The organism is Algibacter sp., assembly GCF_029245835.1.
Classification (GTDB): domain Bacteria; phylum Bacteroidota; class Bacteroidia; order Flavobacteriales; family Flavobacteriaceae; genus Algibacter_B.
On record NZ_JAQWOO010000040.1, the window covers coordinates 21,321 to 38,415 of the forward strand.

The 17,095-nt window shown below is 32.2% G+C and carries 15 protein-coding genes; 6 read left to right on the top strand and 9 right to left on the bottom strand.

The window, feature by feature from the left end:
- The first annotated feature begins 63 nt into the window (after positions 1–63).
- Positions 64–723, top strand: a complete 660-nt coding sequence (gene nth / locus P8K68_RS07115) for an endonuclease III (RefSeq protein ID WP_300249003.1) — start codon at positions 64–66, stop codon at positions 721–723.
- 32 nt (positions 724–755) lie between these two features.
- On the opposite strand, the gene P8K68_RS07120 is transcribed toward nth, so the two are convergent.
- Together P8K68_RS07120 and P8K68_RS07125 are read right to left on the bottom strand one after the other, a co-directional pair.
- Positions 756–902, bottom strand: a complete 147-nt coding sequence (locus tag P8K68_RS07120; protein WP_300249004.1) for a hypothetical protein — start codon at positions 900–902, stop codon at positions 756–758.
- A gap of 57 nt (positions 903–959) precedes the next feature.
- A complete protein-coding gene (locus P8K68_RS07125) occupies positions 960–1,544 on the bottom strand; it encodes a sigma-70 family RNA polymerase sigma factor (protein ID WP_300249005.1) in 585 nt (194 codons plus the stop codon).
- 234 nt (positions 1,545–1,778) lie between these two features.
- On the opposite strand from P8K68_RS07125, the gene uvrA reads away from it, so the two are divergent.
- Positions 1,779–4,562, top strand: coding sequence for an excinuclease ABC subunit UvrA (gene uvrA, locus P8K68_RS07130; RefSeq protein WP_300249006.1), 2,784 nt, complete (start codon positions 1,779–1,781; stop codon positions 4,560–4,562).
- 207 nt (positions 4,563–4,769) lie between these two features.
- Here the strand turns inward: uvrA and P8K68_RS07135 are convergent, their stop codons facing one another.
- The gene (locus tag P8K68_RS07135; RefSeq protein ID WP_300249007.1) at positions 4,770–5,870 is read right to left on the bottom strand and encodes a DUF3667 domain-containing protein; all 1,101 of its coding nucleotides are present in this window, start codon (positions 5,868–5,870) and stop codon (positions 4,770–4,772) included.
- Positions 5,871–6,027: 157 nt separating this feature from the next.
- Between P8K68_RS07135 and P8K68_RS07140 the strand changes: the two genes are divergently transcribed.
- Positions 6,028–6,282, top strand: a complete 255-nt coding sequence (locus P8K68_RS07140; RefSeq protein ID WP_300249008.1) for a hypothetical protein — start codon at positions 6,028–6,030, stop codon at positions 6,280–6,282.
- A gap of 16 nt (positions 6,283–6,298) precedes the next feature.
- Here P8K68_RS07140 and P8K68_RS07145 read toward each other — a convergent pair whose 3' ends face one another.
- Complete coding sequence (locus P8K68_RS07145) at positions 6,299–6,877, bottom strand: hypothetical protein (RefSeq protein WP_300249009.1); 579 nt, start codon at positions 6,875–6,877, stop codon at positions 6,299–6,301.
- A 193-nt stretch (positions 6,878–7,070) separates the two neighbouring features.
- Here P8K68_RS07145 and P8K68_RS07150 point away from each other — a divergent pair, with 193 nt between their 5' ends.
- Positions 7,071–8,348, top strand: coding sequence for a hypothetical protein (locus tag P8K68_RS07150; protein WP_300249010.1), 1,278 nt, complete (start codon positions 7,071–7,073; stop codon positions 8,346–8,348).
- A 186-nt stretch (positions 8,349–8,534) separates the two neighbouring features.
- Here P8K68_RS07150 and P8K68_RS07155 read toward each other — a convergent pair whose 3' ends face one another.
- From P8K68_RS07155 to P8K68_RS07170, 4 genes are all read right to left on the bottom strand, one after another.
- On the bottom strand, positions 8,535–9,992 hold the full coding sequence (locus tag P8K68_RS07155) for a polysaccharide biosynthesis C-terminal domain-containing protein (protein ID WP_300249011.1): 1,458 nt from the start codon (positions 9,990–9,992) through the stop codon (positions 8,535–8,537).
- The gene (locus P8K68_RS07160; RefSeq protein WP_300249012.1) at positions 9,992–11,272 is read right to left on the bottom strand and encodes a glycosyl transferase family 1; all 1,281 of its coding nucleotides are present in this window, start codon (positions 11,270–11,272) and stop codon (positions 9,992–9,994) included. The genes P8K68_RS07155 and P8K68_RS07160 overlap by 1 nt, the downstream gene beginning before the upstream one ends.
- Positions 11,273–11,351: 79 nt before the next feature.
- Entirely contained in the window at positions 11,352–13,793 is a 2,442-nt protein-coding gene (locus tag P8K68_RS07165) for a YfhO family protein (protein ID WP_300249013.1), read from the bottom strand.
- A gap of 31 nt (positions 13,794–13,824) precedes the next feature.
- A complete protein-coding gene (locus tag P8K68_RS07170; protein WP_300249014.1) occupies positions 13,825–14,088 on the bottom strand; it encodes a DUF4834 family protein in 264 nt (87 codons plus the stop codon).
- A 136-nt stretch (positions 14,089–14,224) separates the two neighbouring features.
- Between P8K68_RS07170 and P8K68_RS07175 the strand changes: the two genes are divergently transcribed.
- The gene (locus tag P8K68_RS07175; protein WP_300249015.1) at positions 14,225–15,244 is read left to right on the top strand and encodes a transporter; all 1,020 of its coding nucleotides are present in this window, start codon (positions 14,225–14,227) and stop codon (positions 15,242–15,244) included.
- Positions 15,245–15,271: 27 nt separating this feature from the next.
- Positions 15,272–16,393, top strand: a complete 1,122-nt coding sequence (locus P8K68_RS07180; RefSeq protein ID WP_300249016.1) for a GNAT family N-acetyltransferase — start codon at positions 15,272–15,274, stop codon at positions 16,391–16,393.
- 54 nt (positions 16,394–16,447) lie between these two features.
- Here the strand turns inward: P8K68_RS07180 and P8K68_RS07185 are convergent.
- Positions 16,448–17,095: aminotransferase class I/II-fold pyridoxal phosphate-dependent enzyme (locus P8K68_RS07185; protein WP_300249017.1), on the bottom strand; the 648-nt coding region annotated here is incomplete at its 5' end.

Sequence of the window (17,095 nt, forward strand, 5' to 3'; positions counted from 1 at the left end):
CATAAATTATTAGTTATGCTCATTTCATAATCTTAACTTTGATTTTTATCAAAAATACAACTTATGACTAAACAAGAAAAGGTAAATTTTGTTATTAATACATTATATAAACTTTATCCTGAAATCCCGATTCCGCTAGATCATAAAGACCCATATACCTTATTAATTGCCGTATTGTTATCTGCACAATGTACAGATGTTCGAGTAAACAAAATAACACCTATTCTTTTTGCTAAAGCAGATAACCCATATGATATGGCAAAACTATCTGTAGACGACATAAAGGAAATCATAAAACCTTGCGGATTGTCACCTATGAAAAGTAAAGGCATTTATGGTTTATCAAAAATTCTTATTGAAAAACATAATGGTATAGTCCCTCAAAGCTTTGAAGATTTAGAAGAATTACCTGCTGTAGGCCACAAAACTGCTAGCGTTGTAATGTCTCAAGCATTTGGTATTCCTGCATTCCCTGTTGATACCCACATTCACAGATTAATGTACCGATGGAATTTAACCAATGGAAAAAATGTAGCTCAAACCGAAAAAGACGCAAAAAGATTATTCCCAAAAGAGTTATGGAATGATTTACATCTTCAAATTATTTGGTACGGACGCGAATACTCTCCAGCAAGAGGCTGGGATTTAGAAAAAGATATTATCACTAAAACTATTGGTAGGCAAACTATCCTAGACAATTATTATAAATTAAAAAAGTCCTGATTTTTTTTTACAAAATCAGGACTTTTAAAAAATTAATTTAGAAGCGCTTCAAACTTCATTTTATTATAATCTATAACACTTAAAGCTTTAGAATAATTTAGAAGAAAATTAACCGTTTCTTCTCGCGGTTCGAGATTATCTATTTTTTTAATAGAATTTTCAGAGTAAATTTTTGCCATTTTTTTTAGTTAAGGGATTATTTACACCAATAACGAAGCAAAATTCACTTTATTGTATTAATTAGTTAAAACGATATTATGCTTTTCAATAATCTTACGCAAGTTAATTAAGGCATAACGCATTCTTCCTAAAGCCGTATTAATACTAACGCCCGTTCTTTCAGATATTTCTTTAAAACTCATATCATTATAAATACGCATCATCAAAACTTCTTTTTGATCATCAGGTAACTCGTCTACCAAACGCCTTACATCATTTTCAACCTGTTCTTTAATAATCGTTTTTTCCGCATTCAATGTCGTATCACTTAATACAGAAAAAATACTAAACTCGCCTGTATTATGAAATTTAGGCATACGGTTATTCTTTCTAAAGTAATCAATTACTAAATTATGCGAAATACGCATCACCCATGGCAAAAACTTACCTTCTTCATTATAAGCGCCACGTCTTAGCGTGCGAATCACTTTTATAAAAGTATCTTGAAAAATATCTTCAGCAACGTCTCTATCGTATACTTTAGAATAAATGAAGCTATAAATTCTCTGTTTATGCCTTTTAATTAAAATTTCTAGCGCACTTTCGTCTCCTTTAATGTAGTTACTAACTAAGGTAGCATCTGTAATAAGTTGTCGTTGCATAATATTTACTTTTAAGTGCAAGAAGTAAGTCTTCGTTGCTTGGGGTTATTAAGTTTAAAAGTAATTTTATACTATAGATGCGTGTTTATGAAGTTATTATAAGTTTCAAATATAACAACAATCGTTCCTAAAAAACAATAAATCGCATTTTTTTTAACAATTTATTCGACAAATGGTTATTTTTTATGCTCGTTGACTTGTATTATCTTTGCAAATTATTCCCTTAAAAAATCTATGAACACTATTCTTTCCGAAGTAAACGCAAAAGAAAACATCATTATCAAAGGTGCAAAACTGCATAACCTGAAAAATATAGATGTTGTTATTCCTAGAAATAAATTAGTAGTTATTACGGGTTTATCAGGTTCTGGAAAGTCTAGCTTAGCTTTTGATACGCTTTACGCAGAAGGCCAACGACGCTATGTTGAAAGCCTATCGAGTTATGCACGCCAGTTCTTAGGGCGATTAAATAAACCAAAAGTAGATTATATAAAAGGTATTTCTCCCGCTATAGCTATTGAGCAAAAAGTAAATTCTACAAACCCTCGTTCAACAGTTGGCACAACCACAGAAATTTATGATTACTTAAAATTATTATTTGCTAGAATTGGCAGAACCTATTCGCCAATTTCTGGTTTAGAAGTAAAAAAAGACACCGTTACAGATGTTTTAAATTATTTAAAAACATTTACTGAAGGCAAAAGACTCCTGCTCCTTGCTCCTATTCACTTAGAAGAAGGACGCACTATAGAAGACAAACTAAAAACATTAAATCAACAAGGTTATGCTAGAATAAAAGTTAATGATACTATTTTACGAATTGATGAAGCAGAATCTATTTCAAAAAAAGATACCGTTTTATTGGTTGTAGATAGAATCATCACGAAAAATGAAGAAGATTATTTTAATCGATTAGCAGACGCCATACAAACCGCTTTTTTTGAAGGTAAAGGCGAGTGTGTCATAGAAGATTTAAGCAACACAAAACAACGGTCTTTTAGCAGTAAGTTCGAGCTAGACGACATCACTTTTCTTGAACCTAATGTCCATTTATTTAGTTTCAATAACCCTTATGGTGCCTGCCCTAAATGTGAAGGGTATGGTGATATTATTGGAATTGATGACGATTTAGTAATCCCAAACACAGGACTTTCTGTTTACGAAAACGCTATTTTCCCTTGGCGCGGAGAAAGTATGAGCTGGTATAAAGATCAATTGGTTAATAATTCCCATAAATTCAATTTTCCAATTCATAAACCCTATTTCGAATTAACCGATGCTCAAAAAAAACTAATCTGGACAGGAAATAAATATTTCGAAGGATTAAATTCATTTTTTGCAGAATTAGAATCTAAAGCTTACAAAATTCAAAACCGTGTCATGCTATCACGTTACCGTGGAAAAACAAAATGTAAAGTCTGTAACGGTAAGCGTTTGCGTATTGAATCTAATTATATAAAAATTGCAGGTTCAACAATTACCGATTTAGTTGAAATGCCTATAGATAAGCTAGCAAACTTCTTTAATCAATTAGAATTAAATGATTACGACACCCAAATCGCCAATAGATTATTAAAGGAAATTAATAATCGATTATCATTTCTTACTAATGTTGGTCTGGATTATTTAACGTTAAACAGAAAATCAAACACGCTTTCAGGGGGCGAAAGCCAACGTATAAATCTAGCAACCTCTTTAGGTAGTAGTTTGGTAGGCTCTATGTATATTTTAGACGAACCCAGCATTGGCCTCCATCCAAAAGATACCGAACGCTTAATTTCGGTGTTAAAATCGTTGCGCGATTTAGGCAATACAGTTATTGTAGTGGAGCACGATGAAGATATTATGAAAGCCGCAGAATATATTATTGATATTGGTCCTGAAGCTGGAACATCTGGTGGTCACGTAGTTGCTGATGGTACTTATACCAATATTCTAGCATCAGAATCGTTAACAGCAAAATACTTAAATGAAGAACTAAAAATTGAAGTTCCTAAAACAAGAAGAACATCAAAATATCATATAGATATTATTGGAGCGCGCGAAAACAACCTAAAAAACATCGATGTTACATTTCCGTTAGGCATGCTTACCGTAATTACTGGTGTCTCAGGAAGCGGAAAAAGCACCTTAGTAAAAAAAATATTATTCCCTGCATTGCAAAAAAAACTAACTGATTTTGGAGATAAACCAGGTCAATTTACAGCTTTAGAAGGCAATTTTAGCAATATAAAACATATAGAATTTGTAGACCAAAATCCAATCGGAAGGTCCTCCAGATCTAATCCAGTAACCTATATAAAGGCTTATGATGATATTCGTGCCTTGTATTCAAAACAGAAATTAAGTGCTATTAGAAATTACCAAGCTAAACACTTTTCTTTTAACGTAGATGGCGGTCGTTGTGAGACTTGTAAAGGCGAAGGTGAAGTAACCATTGAAATGCAATTTATGGCCGATGTGCATTTAGAATGTGAAACCTGCAAAGGCAAACGCTTTAAAAAAGAAGTGCTTGAAGTGATGTTTGCAGATAAAAATATTGACGATATTCTAAATTCAACCATCGATGATGCTATTGCCTTTTTTGAAACTACAGAGCAAACTAAAATTAAAAATAAATTACAACCCTTACAAGACGTAGGTTTGGGTTATGTTACCTTAGGTCAAAGCTCCTCTACGCTTTCTGGTGGCGAAGCGCAGCGTATTAAATTGGCTTCGTTTTTAGGCAAAGGGAATAATAAAGATAAAGCCCTATTTATTTTTGACGAACCCACAACAGGCTTACACTTTCACGATATTCAAAAACTTTTAAAGTCATTTAATGCTTTAATCGCCAAAGGCCATTCCATTATAGTCGTAGAGCACAACATCGATTTAATAAAATGTGCAGACCACATTATAGACCTCGGTCCTACAGGAGGTGAAAAAGGCGGAAACTTAGTGGCTTCAGGAACTCCCGAAGACATTATAAAAGTAAAAGCATCCGAAACTGGTACGTATTTAAAAGAAAAACTGTAGTTTAATAACAATAATTATTTGGGCGTTACCTAAAGGTCGGGCTTTACGTTATATCTTTTTAAAGTGTTATTGCAAGGAGCGAGCGACTTGGCAATCTGCTAATTTTAGTACTAAATCTTATTTATTGCGTTAATGCATTAAAAAGGATGCCACTGCAATCCCTAACGCAAAAAAGCATACAGCATCAATTAAACTAATCGTTAAAGTTTAATAAAACATAAACGCAAACACCCCTAAAATAAACGTTGTTAATGGCGCCACCAATAATAAAAACAGAAACGTCGTCATACTAGTTTTAAAAAAGGTTTTGAAAATCCCTTGCTGATAAAAGCGCCTTAATGCTAAGTATAAATACACAAAGGTAGACAACGCGACCAACCAATCAATCCAATCTGGGATATCCACAATAAAATTAACTGCAAGAATGATGCTAAACACAGTAAATAGAAACGAGAAAAAATAAAAACTAAACACCAAATGGTGTGCATACAAACCTTGTTTTCTATATAAAATTTTCAAAATAAGCGCGAAAATTGGCAATAAGAAAAACATCGCAATTGGTATGGTATCATAAAACGTTTGCAGAATACTTCCACCCTTTCTCGATTTGTAAAACCTTAATGCCTGTTTAGCAAATCGTCTTTCAAAAGCACCCGCATCGGCATCCATCCCCATGGTTGTAAAAATAACTTCATCTGGTGCATCTATAGCTATTAAGGAATCTATAGTTTTAGTAGCGACATCAAAACTAACAATGTCATTCTTTCTAAAATCTTCGACTTCAACCAGCGGGTCAGTTTTTTCATCAGAAAATCCATGGATAAACTTATTTTTCTCTAGAGTTTCTCGAATTTCGAGTCTAGTAATAGAATCTTCTGTTTTCTGCTTAGAAAATTGTATGGCATTAATAGAATGTTTAACAAAATCATTTCTAATCGTATCAGTTACTTTATGTTGATTCAGTGTTTTGGCAATCGTATTATCTAAACTCTGAACCTGACTTCTCTGAACAAATGAAAACAAAAAGAAAAACACCACGGCAATAAACAAATACATTTGCGCTGGATGCAAATACAATAAACGTTTCCCTTCTATAAATCGGCTAGCTAAGAAGCCTGGTTTAAAAAGTAAAGGCAGAAAACTTTTAAAAAACCGCGCATCAAAAGAAAAATAATTGCTTATTGTGTTATAAAACAACACCTTAACAGTGAGCTCGTCTTTGACTTGCTGTCCACAATGCGGACAAAATTTAAAACTTTCTTTAAACTGCTTTTCACAATTTTTACAAGTTTCTAATTGGTTAGACATAAAAAAAGATTGGTTTCTATAAAAGTAAAAAAAAGATTTAACATTCGGCAAGAACTATAAGTTTTATAATCAAACACTAACACTTTTAGCATGCTTATTAAAACCAGTTAACAAAATGAAATCTGAAAAACTATAGAGAAGGCAAAATAAAATCTTTATGATTAAGAAAAGAGTATTACTAGTACTTGTAATCAGCAACAGAATTAAACAGCCTAAAACAAAAATAAAGCTAGCAAAAAAGAAAAACTATCACTTCACACAACCCATTATGTTAATGGAATGTGGTATTGAGTTTTTATTTTTTCCTGATAGAAGATTTGATTTTAATACCAATTCTAACCAGAGCCATTATTATTATGGAAGTAATTTTAAAAGAAGCTACGTAAATACAATACTTAGGGACACAAATTAAAGCTGGAGAGCTCAAATTATAAATCCAATACAGAGCCCGAAATAGACACTACTAACTGTTCCAATTTTTCACCACTTTGTATTTCAATATCAGCTTTGGGAATAAAGTTGTATTCCAATCCAACTCTTGTCTTACCTGATTCGAATCCACCTCTTAAAAGCAAGCCTATTTTGTTATTCATACTTCCCTCCAGTTCTTCTGAAGAACCGTTTCTACGCAAAAGATCTACATAACTAAACACATAATACCTTAAACCCAAACCTAAATAAGGACAATGTTTATCATTATTTAAATAATAATCAAAAGTAGGTGTAAACGAAATAACAGCATTATCAGATTCATCGTCTAAAAAAAAATCAGAACTAATTTTTTTAAACTGTTGAGCATTTAAAACAACCCCAAAACGCATTCCAATGGCAGTATTATCTGAAATTTCAAGTTTCGGCTCAATATTCAGTAATAATCCTAAATTTTCTATATCTGAAAACATGAGAACTCCTGGTTCTATTCTCAGTTTTATACCCTGATTTACTTGAGCTGTTAAATTAAATAAATTGAACATTAATAATACGAACACTAATTTCTTCTTAAGCATAACTTTTTATTGAATAACTATTATAGAGTTAAACGAAATGCTGTTTTTTTCTTACAAATTCGAAGTGCTCCTTTTTCAACTTAAAAAAAGTCAACAACTAAATTCCTTTTATACAAAAGGGTTTAAAGGCTATTTCATTTTTTTGGCACGCTGTTTGTAGATACTAAAACAGTAACCCTTAAAATTTACAATTATGAAAAAGTTTATATTCTTATTAGCAGGTTTAGTCCTCACAGGATTCACTGTTAACGCAACTACAACCAACATAGAGGCAAACGCAAATGCAGTAGCAACGTATTATGGAGGTTATGGAAACTCTTTTATATTTAATGTAGATGGTATTGAGTTTTCTGTGTTTAGAGATGGACAATTCGATTTTAATATCCTGAGAAACAATTCGCGCTTTGGCGTTAATTTTAATTCTCGAAACACAAGCATCAGCTTTAACTCGGGTTACAATTATAATGCTTACGTGCAGTATGATGAATTTGGAGCCATTATTCAGATTGAAAATATCCCTATTTATTATGATTATTACGGACGTATTAGTCAAGCTGGAAACGTAAACATTTTCTACAACAACTTTGGCCATATAAACCGCATTGGAGGCTTAAATGTATATTATAGAAACAACATTTTTTCCCATTATACTGGATTTATAAACATCTATAACAGAGCTTATGTTTTTAGACCTTGGCACAGATATTATAGCATTCCTGCTCGCAATTACTGCGTGGTTTATAACAGGCCTTACAGACAGTTTTACAACCCAGTTCGTTACACTTATAATAGGCCGTTTTATAATAATTATAGACCTAGAACAGCTATTGCTACCAGAAGCGGAAACACAATTTCTAGAAACAGAAGTTATACTACAGTAAATAGAAGCACGAGAAACGTAACTCAAGTTAACAGAAGCGCAAACTCTAGAAGAGCTGTTGCTAGTAATAACTCAACTTCAAGACTTGGCAATAGTACTACAAATAGAAGTACTAGAACTAATAATAAAATTGGAGAAAGACAAACAACCAGACGCGATAATGGTTCGATTAATAGAGATACCAGAAGAACCACATCATCTACTGTTAACAGAGATGCATCAAAAAGGAAAAACACAAGCACAAGAAGAACCTCCTCTGAAAATAATTCTCAAATAAATAATACTAGAAAAACGCGTGCAGTGGTTAATAGAAGTAACAATACACCGAATACAAGAGCCATTGAGGTAAAACGTGAACAAAAAACTAGAACGGTTCAAAAACCAAAAAGCACAAATACTCGTACATATAAAAGAAGTGATAATAATACTAGAAATACGCAAGTTGCACAGCGCACTGTAAGTAAACCAAGAACAACGCAACAACGCACAGTTACAAGGTCTACGCAAAGCAGAACGCCTAAAGCAACACAAAGTAGAAGTAGTTCTAGCAACAATACAAGATCGACAACTTCAACAAGAAGACGATCATAAAAATTTTGGTTGGTTAGTTAGGAAAGCCCTGCGAAATGTATGCCTCAAAGCAGCATCGCGGGGTTTTTCGTTTTTAGAGTTTTTTTTCATTCCACGTAGGCGGAAATCTCTTTTTAAAATAACTTTTAATTTAAGGTTTTCACAGTTTACACTGAGCGCAGTCGAAGTGCGGAATTGCAAATAGTTTTATTTCAACTTCAAATACTTCTTTATCAAAATCGAAATATCCTCAGAAAAATTAAGTCGATACACAACAAACACATAAATTAAAGTAATTAGCGTAGACTTTAAGCCTATATTAATAATGGGATGGAACGGAAACTCCCAGAAATAAAAGAATAAAACAGTCGCTACTAACAGTATACCAATTTTTAAAGTAGAATTTGTAAAAGGGAACATTTTAAACTTCTTATAAACAAAGAATAGTTTTATAGAGTTATATCCAAAAATGGCAATAAAAGTAGCAATACCAGCACCATTGATTCCTAAGATAGGTATGAAAATAACATTTAATAATATCATTAAAATTACAAGAAAAACACCTAAAACTAAAACGATTCGGTAATAATCACTATTAAATAAAATCGCATTATTACTCCCTAAAACATTATCATAAAGTTTTGTAAAGCTTATCATAAAAACCACCAATAAACCACTACTAAATTCTTCTGGAATTATATAATAAAGCTGATTAATATTTAAAACTATCAGTAAAAAAATAAAACCCCCAACTATAAATAGATTCAATGAACTACGCTTATATAAATCTTCTAAAGCATCAAAATCTTTTTCATTTAGATATTTAGCAGATAATGGTGATAATATTTGATGCATAGAACGTTGAGGAACTGCTATTACTGAGGCCGTAAAAATAGCCACATTATAATAAGCAATCTCTTTAATATCAATATACTGCCCTAACATCACTTTATCAACATCTAAAAGTATAGTAGCTACTGAGCCTGCAATGATAATTAAAATTGAATATTTTAGAATATTACGCAAATTAGCTACTCGTTTAAAAATAATAACTGGAAGTTTTACACTAAATGCATGTATACTCATTACAAGAGTTCTTAACACATAAATCATTACAAGCCCTAACATAAATTGCTCAAGGTTTACAATTTCAAAATGCAATAAGAACAATAATAACATAGCGCCCACTCTATGAAACACTTCTTTCATAAAATTCCCAAAAACCGTTTGCATTTGTACTTTAGCCCATGCAAAAAACACCTCAAAATAAGCTAATGCAATAGCAATAATTACGGTATGCCATAAATAGTTTTTTATGATTTCATTTTTCTCTGATAAGAAGCCAGCAATAACGTCATAACTCATATAAATAATAAGTGATAATGGAATTATGACACATATTGGTAAAAACAACATGAGCGTTAAAAAACTATTTAACGAGATTCTGGTTTTAAAAGAAGAGTAGAATTTAACTAAAGTATTATGCGCTCCGAAAGCCATTAACGGCATAATTACATAGGCCAAGGATAGCATATAGCCCACCATACCGTAATACTCATCACTTAGGAATTCCGTGTATAGAAATAAGGTGTTAATGGCGCCTATAAAAAACCCTAAATAGGTAGAAATGATATTTTTAAAGGATTGTGAGGCAACGACTCCCATTATAATAAATTAGCTAATGATTCAGTAAGCGCTTTTCTGTGGTATTTTTGCAAACCTATAGGATGCGACTGTAATGTTTTATTCTGAAAAGCCTTAAAGTGGTCTAAGATAATTCTTTTTAACGAGTCGTAATCATAGTAATTGAAGTATTGGCCGGTATTGGTTTCTTTGATGATTTTTTCAACATCTGAATCTTTAGGTCCAATAGCAATAATAGGTCTATTAGAAATCATATACTCAAATAATTTTCCAGGAATGATGCACTTAGTACCTTCTGAATCTATTTCAATTAAAAGTAATAATTGAGATTTTTTTTGAAATTCAACAGCTTGTTTATGAGAAACATAACCTACATTAACTACATAATCTATTAAACTATAACCTTCAAGAGATTCTAATACTTTGTTACTAACAGAACCTATGAGGTTAAGCTGAAATTCTTTTGAAAAACCATCATAATCAGTTACTAAATCACTCAAAACCCGCCATAAAACTTCCGGATTTCGTTTTGATAACAACGACCCGATATGCGACAATGTAAATTTAGAATCCATTTTAAAATTCACATCAGTTTCGTTATCATAACCGTTTGTAATAACCTCTATAGGTGTATTTGTTATTTTTTCAAACTCCTTTTTAGTAGTAAAACTCGTGACTATCATTTGATCCGAAACATTTAACACCTGATTCTCAAGCGACCTATGTTTTGCTTTTGAAGCTGGCGTCAACTTTAATTGTTTATGATAACCAATAGTTGTCCATGGGTCTCTAAAATCCGCTATCCACTTTACACCTAGTTTCTGTTTTAATTGTAAACCTATAAGATGCACACTATGTGGCGGACCTGTTGTAACAATAGTTTCTATATTTTCTTTTTCAACATAATCTAAAAGAAAAGATACTGAAGGCTTTACCCAGCCTACTCTAGCATCTGGAATAAAAAAATTACCCCGCACATAAAGCATCGCTCTTTCTATAAAGGATTGCTCTTTTTTATCAGAAATAATGCCTTTACTAATGGTTTTGGATGATTTTTTAGATAAAAATTTAGCCCATTTATATGGTTCATTTATAGGATGCTTAATTACAGTAATAGCTTTAGAAACTTCAGCAGCTAAACTTTCATCAACTATGGGGTAATTTGGGTTTTTAGGAATAAAAACTATTGGCTCGATATTAAATTCTGGAAGATATTTTACAAACTTTAACCAACGCTGTACCCCAGGACCTCCTGCTGGTGGCCAATAATAAGTGATTATGAGTACTTTTTTTTTATCCATTTTTGTCATTCCCTTGAAAAAGGGAATCTTTTTAAGAGCGTTTGGATTTTAAAGATTCCTGCCTTCGCAGGAATGCAAACTACACTTTTGATGGTTTATTATTTCGCTTGAACTCATAAAACAATCCACTAATCAACAACAGCCCAAGTAAAATAGAACTCGCTAAAGTTATTTTACTCCCTGTTTTAACCACATCTGGATCGAATTTAAATTCTATTGTGTGTTTTCCTGCAGGAACTTCCATACCACGTAAAATATAATTCACACGCATATGATTCACTTCTTCATTATCAATTAATATTTTCCAGCCATCAGGATAATAAATCTCTGAAAACACAGCAAAACCTTTGTTTGTATTATTAGATTGATACTTTAAGTAATTTGGTTTAACCTCTGTAAGCTTGATAGTTGCTAAAGAATCAATTACATAATCATTTTTAATGTTTTTAAAATACTCAAGAGCTTTATGCGGTGAATAAACAGCCTTATTTTTACTATCTAAACTATCTAAGGCTTTAATTTCTTCAGTAGCAGAATCCAACATTTTTAATGATTTCACAAACCATGCATTGCCATTTGCTGTTTCATTTTCATAAGGATAAGCATTTCCTTTTTCATCTTGCGCTACAATATATTTTGTATTAAACATATTCAACACATTAATATTATTTTGAGCGATATAAAAATCAAACACTTCTCTGTAACGTCTTAATTCTGCAGCATTGTAACCATTTAAAGAATTATGATAATACGACGGTTTTGAAGGTCCTGAAACCAAATCAAAAACTCTGTAATGTGATTTATCATTTAAAATAAATTTGTCTACCTCCGAAGCTTGGAAAGGCTTGCTCATTTTTACTCCAGAAACAAAGTCATCATTATTAACATAACGCCTATCAACACCAACCAAATCAAAGAGTATTAAAGCACCAAAAATGACAATAACCAGTCGCTCTTTTAGTGTGTCCTTTATAAATAAATAAATAACTCCAGCAGATAGTAATACTAAAATTAACGTTCGAATGGCATCTTGTGTAAATAATGATTTTCTATCGGTTTTTAAAGCATCCACAAAATCTTGTCCGTAACTCTGACGGTAAAAACCGTCATTGGAACCAACAAAATCGAATAATGACGCTTTAAACAACAAAAACACCAATGTTATTCCTCCAGTTATAATCGCTGAATATTTCAAAGCTTTAAGCTTATCGTCTTTACTTTCAAAATCATTAAACAATCTAACTAGACCAAAAATCGCTAATGCAGGAATACATAACTCTAAAATCACTTGAATAGAACTTACTGCCCTAAACTTGTTATATAACGGTATATAATCAATAAAGAAATCCGTTAAAAACCCTAAATTCTTTCCATAAGATAATAACAAAGAAAATAGCGTTCCTCCAACGAGCCACCATTTTAATCGGCCTTTTACTAAAAATAAGGCAAAGACAAACAAAAACAAGATAGCTGCACCTACATAAGCTGGTGCCTCAACTATAGGCTGGTCGCCCCAATAGGTTGGTGCACGTTTAACTTCTTGAGCCGCTTGAGTGGTTGTAGCCCCTAATTTTCTATACGCTTCATAGGTTGCAGAATCTTTTCCAACATCTTCAGCATTCCCCCCTCCTGTAAATCGAGGAATAAACAAATTAAATGTTTCTGTAATACCATAACTAAACTGGGTAATATAATCTCTATCTAATCCAGAAGTAACTTCTTTAGGCGACCTATCCGGATTTATTGTGAGTTCACTTTTACTTCGTTTGCTTTCTTTTACATATTCTTTTGTTGCCAAAAAATTTGTAGCATTCAAAGCTATTGACAAAGCAACAGCTGCAACTAAAACACCAATAGATTTAAAGTAGTGTGTAAGCATCTGCTTTTTATAAGCATCAACTAAATAAGCAATACCTAAAACAATCACTAAAAACATTAGGTAGTAAGTCATTTGGAAATGATTTGCAACCAATTCAAGCCCCATTGCTATAGTCGTTAATAAAAAACCAACAATATATCGTTTTTGAAACACCAATAAAATACCACTTAAAACCAGTGGCATATAAGCTATAGCATGCGCTTTACTATTGTGTCCAACACCAAGAATGATAATTAAATACGTTGAAAACCCAAAGGCTAAGGCGCCAAGCACTGCAAGTTTAAAATCTACTTTGAGCACTAATAAAAACACATAAAAACTCAATAAATATAGAAATAAATAATCTGCTGGTCTTGGCAAAAAACGTAACGCTGAATCTAGTTTCTTAATATAGTTATGCGGATATCTTGCCCCCAATTGATACGTTGGCATCCCTCCAAAAGCACTATTAGTCCAATAGGTTTCTTCTCCAGTTTCAGCCTTAAAATCGGTTTGCTGCTTACTCATGCCGATATATTGCACGATATCATTTTGATATATCGCTTTTCCTTTTAAAACAGGATTAAAATACGCCAGAGAAATAATTACAAAACCTAGTAAAACCAGTACGTGAGGTAATAATTTTTTAATTGAAAATTGCATGAACCTGATTTATGAAAAATGATTTCGAAAATTAGTCAATTTCTTCGTAATCTACATAATCCCCAACATCTTTATTTGAAGCTTTAGTATTAGGAATCTTATCTATAGTAACTTCACCTTCCTTTTTTAGAGGTTCTTGTTTCTGCCCTTTACTGAATTGTCCAAACTGATCTCCAAAACGTTTTTCGGCTTTTTTTGCAGCGTATTTTAGTAAAAAAGGCGCAAATATTCTTGAAAGTATTTTAATTCCGTAATAAACTAAGGCAATTATAAGTATGGTTCTTAATAAACCCATTTTTAAGATTTTATTATAATATATTACAAAAATACAATTCTATCTGTTTAAAAAACCCTCAAGAATGATAAAAAAAATATAAAATATCTATATTTGAATATTACATTTTCTTAAAGAAAGTTTTAAACCCAGAATTATGACCCCAATTAAATATACACTTTTTTTCCTACTATGTTTAGCTACCTCTCAAGCATTTTGCCAATATACTGATGTTATAAACTCTAACCGACCAGGCGTTTCTAGAAGTGCTTTTTCTGTCGGAACCAATGTTGCTCAATTTGAAATTGGCCCATATAGTATTAAAGAAGAGAGAACGCCAGCTGTCGCCTATGAAGTTTCAGGTTTTGGAATAGATTTTGCCGCGCGTTATGGATTGCTTTTTGAAGAATTAGAATTGAATATTGAAGGGACCTACCAAAATGATACAAAAACATTTAATTCAAATTTTTCAAATGAAGAGAGTCGAGCTAATTTCAGATTCCTAGCTATTGGTGCAAAGTATTTAGTTTTCGACCCCTATAAAAATGCTGAAGAAGATAAACCTAATCTTTATAGCTGGAAAGCAAACCGACAGTTTAAATGGAAATCTTTAATACCTGCTGTTTCAGTGTATTTAGGCGCTAACTATGACTCGAAACCAAACCCGTATACGTTTTCAGGAGTTGAAGGTTTTAGCCCCAAAGTCATGATTGCGACACAAAATAATTTCTCTGGCGGCTGGGTTTTTGTAATGAACTTAATTAAAGATAGAATAGGAACTGATCAATCAGATTTTCAATACATACTAACCCTAACACACTCTTTCAGTCCTAAATGGGTTATTTTTGGAGAAACTCAAGGCATTAAAAGTGATTTTTACGCGGATAACCTTTTTAGGTTTGGTGGTGCCTATTTATGGAGTAAAGATTTCCAATTAGATACAGCTCTAACTTTTAACACAAAAGACACACCTTCGGTTTTTAGTGTAAATTTTGGGGCTTCATACCGTTTAGATTTTCACAAAGACAAAGAAATAGACAATGGCACTTCTGCGAAAGATGAAGGTCAAAGAAGATTCAATAGAAAAGGAAAAAATAAAAAGAAGCGCAAAAAAGAAGACGTTTTAGAAAACAAAATTAAGAAACAAAAAAAGAAAGACACAGATTTTGATGAATAACCAACCATCAACTTGCATCAATACACTATGATAACACTTAAAGAAGTTCGAACTAACAAAGACTTAAAAGCTTTTGTAAAGTTTCCATTTACACTATACAAAGATTCTAAATATTGGGTTCCTCCTATTATAAGTCAAGAAATGAAGACTTTTAGTAAAAAGGAGAATCCCGTATTTAATGATGCCAATGCCATTTTATATTTAGCTTATAAAAATGGGGCTATTGTTGGTAGAATTGCAACTATAGTTAATTGGCTGGAGGTAAAAGAGCAAAATCAAAAAAAAATGCGCTTTGGGTGGTTTGATTTTATCGATGATTTAGAAGTATCGAAAACACTTTTAAACAAAGTTGAAGAAATTGGAAAAACACACAATTTAGATTACACTGAAGGTCCTGTGGGATTTTCTAATCTAGACAAAGTTGGTGTTATGACAGAGGGCTTTGAATCTATAGCATCTATGGTTACTTGGTACAACCACGCGTACTATGTAAAGCATTATGAAGCCGCCGGTTATAACGTAGAGAAATCCTATTCTGAAAGTAAATTTCCTTTTGAAAATGTAAAGCCAAAGTTTTTTAAAAAAGCACAAGAGCTTATTAAAAGACGTTATCAACTGACGCCTTTAAAGCTTACAAAAACTGAGGAGGTTATGCCTTATGCAGATAAAATGTTTGACTTATTCAATGAAAGCTACGCATCATTATCTTCATTTGTTGCTATTAATGATGTTCAAAAAGCATATTTCAAAAAGAAGTTTATCAGTTTTATAAACCCAGAATACATCAAATTTGTTGTTGATAAAGATGACAATATGGTTGGGTTTGCCATCGTTATGCCTGCTTTTTCTAAAGCTTTACAAAAAATGAATGGTAAGTTATTTCCTTTTGGGTTTAGACATATTATGCATGCGAAAAAACACAGTAAGGACGTTATCTTTTATTTAATAGGCATTCACCCCGATTATCAAAATAAGGGTGTTCATGCTGTAATATTTAACGAATACTACGAAACATTCAAAGAAAAAGGCATTGAAACATGTTATAGAACACCAGAATTAGAAGATAATGAGGCAATTAAAAAAATATGGAAACACTTCTTCCCTGAAGTTTATAAACGTAGAAAAACATTTAGAAAAAATATCGTGTAATAAAAAATCCGATTCAAAATTGAATCGGATTTTTTATTTAAACCCTTAAGATATCTACTCACCCATTGCCGCCATTACAGCTGCAGAAAGGCGTTTATAAGTACCATTATCTAATCGTTCTCTTATCGCATCAAAAGCATCTAAAGTTTCTGATACATCTTGTAAAGTATGCGTCGCTGTAGGAATCATTCTTAATAAAATCAAACCTTTAGGTATTACAGGGTAAACCACTATGGAACAAAATATTCCGTAATTTTCGCGCAAGTCTCTAACTAAAGCCATCGCTTCAGGAATACTTCCTTTTAAATAGACCGGTGTTACACAACTTTGCGTTGTACCAATATCAAAACCGCGTTCTTTTAAACCAGATTGTAACGCATTAACAATCTTCCAAAGATTTGCTTTTAGCTCAGGCATGGTTTTAAGCATTTCTAAACGCTTTAAAGCCCCTACCGTTAATTGCATTTGCAAAGATTTTGCAAACATTTGAGAACGTAAATTATATTTTAAGTAATCAATAATTTCTTTATCGGCAGCAATAAAAGCTCCAGTACTTGCCATAGACTTAGCAAATGTGGCAAAATACACATCTATTTGATCTTGAACACCTTGTTCTTCTCCAGCTCCAGCTCCAGTAGCACCTAATGTCCCAAAGCCATGAGCATCATCAACTAGCAACCTAAAATTAAATTTACTTTTTAA

Coding starts and splice junctions, on each gene's coding strand:
- P8K68_RS07165 (WP_300249013.1), bottom strand. CDS start 13,793: ATGCAATTTTCAATTAAAAAATTATTACCTCACGTACTGGTTTTACTA.
- uvrA (WP_300249006.1), top strand. CDS start 1,779: ATGAACACTATTCTTTCCGAAGTAAACGCAAAAGAAAACATCATTATC.
- P8K68_RS07160 (WP_300249012.1), bottom strand. CDS start 11,272: ATGGATAAAAAAAAAGTACTCATAATCACTTATTATTGGCCACCAGCA.
- P8K68_RS07145 (WP_300249009.1), bottom strand. CDS start 6,877: ATGCTTAAGAAGAAATTAGTGTTCGTATTATTAATGTTCAATTTATTT.
- P8K68_RS07140 (WP_300249008.1), top strand. CDS start 6,028: ATGATTAAGAAAAGAGTATTACTAGTACTTGTAATCAGCAACAGAATT.
- P8K68_RS07125 (WP_300249005.1), bottom strand. CDS start 1,544: ATGCAACGACAACTTATTACAGATGCTACCTTAGTTAGTAACTACATT.
- P8K68_RS07155 (WP_300249011.1), bottom strand. CDS start 9,992: ATGGGAGTCGTTGCCTCACAATCCTTTAAAAATATCATTTCTACCTAT.
- P8K68_RS07135 (WP_300249007.1), bottom strand. CDS start 5,870: ATGTCTAACCAATTAGAAACTTGTAAAAATTGTGAAAAGCAGTTTAAA.
- nth (WP_300249003.1), top strand. CDS start 64: ATGACTAAACAAGAAAAGGTAAATTTTGTTATTAATACATTATATAAA.
- P8K68_RS07120 (WP_300249004.1), bottom strand. CDS start 902: ATGGCAAAAATTTACTCTGAAAATTCTATTAAAAAAATAGATAATCTC.
- P8K68_RS07180 (WP_300249016.1), top strand. CDS start 15,272: ATGATAACACTTAAAGAAGTTCGAACTAACAAAGACTTAAAAGCTTTT.
- P8K68_RS07150 (WP_300249010.1), top strand. CDS start 7,071: ATGAAAAAGTTTATATTCTTATTAGCAGGTTTAGTCCTCACAGGATTC.
- P8K68_RS07175 (WP_300249015.1), top strand. CDS start 14,225: ATGACCCCAATTAAATATACACTTTTTTTCCTACTATGTTTAGCTACC.
- P8K68_RS07170 (WP_300249014.1), bottom strand. CDS start 14,088: ATGGGTTTATTAAGAACCATACTTATAATTGCCTTAGTTTATTACGGA.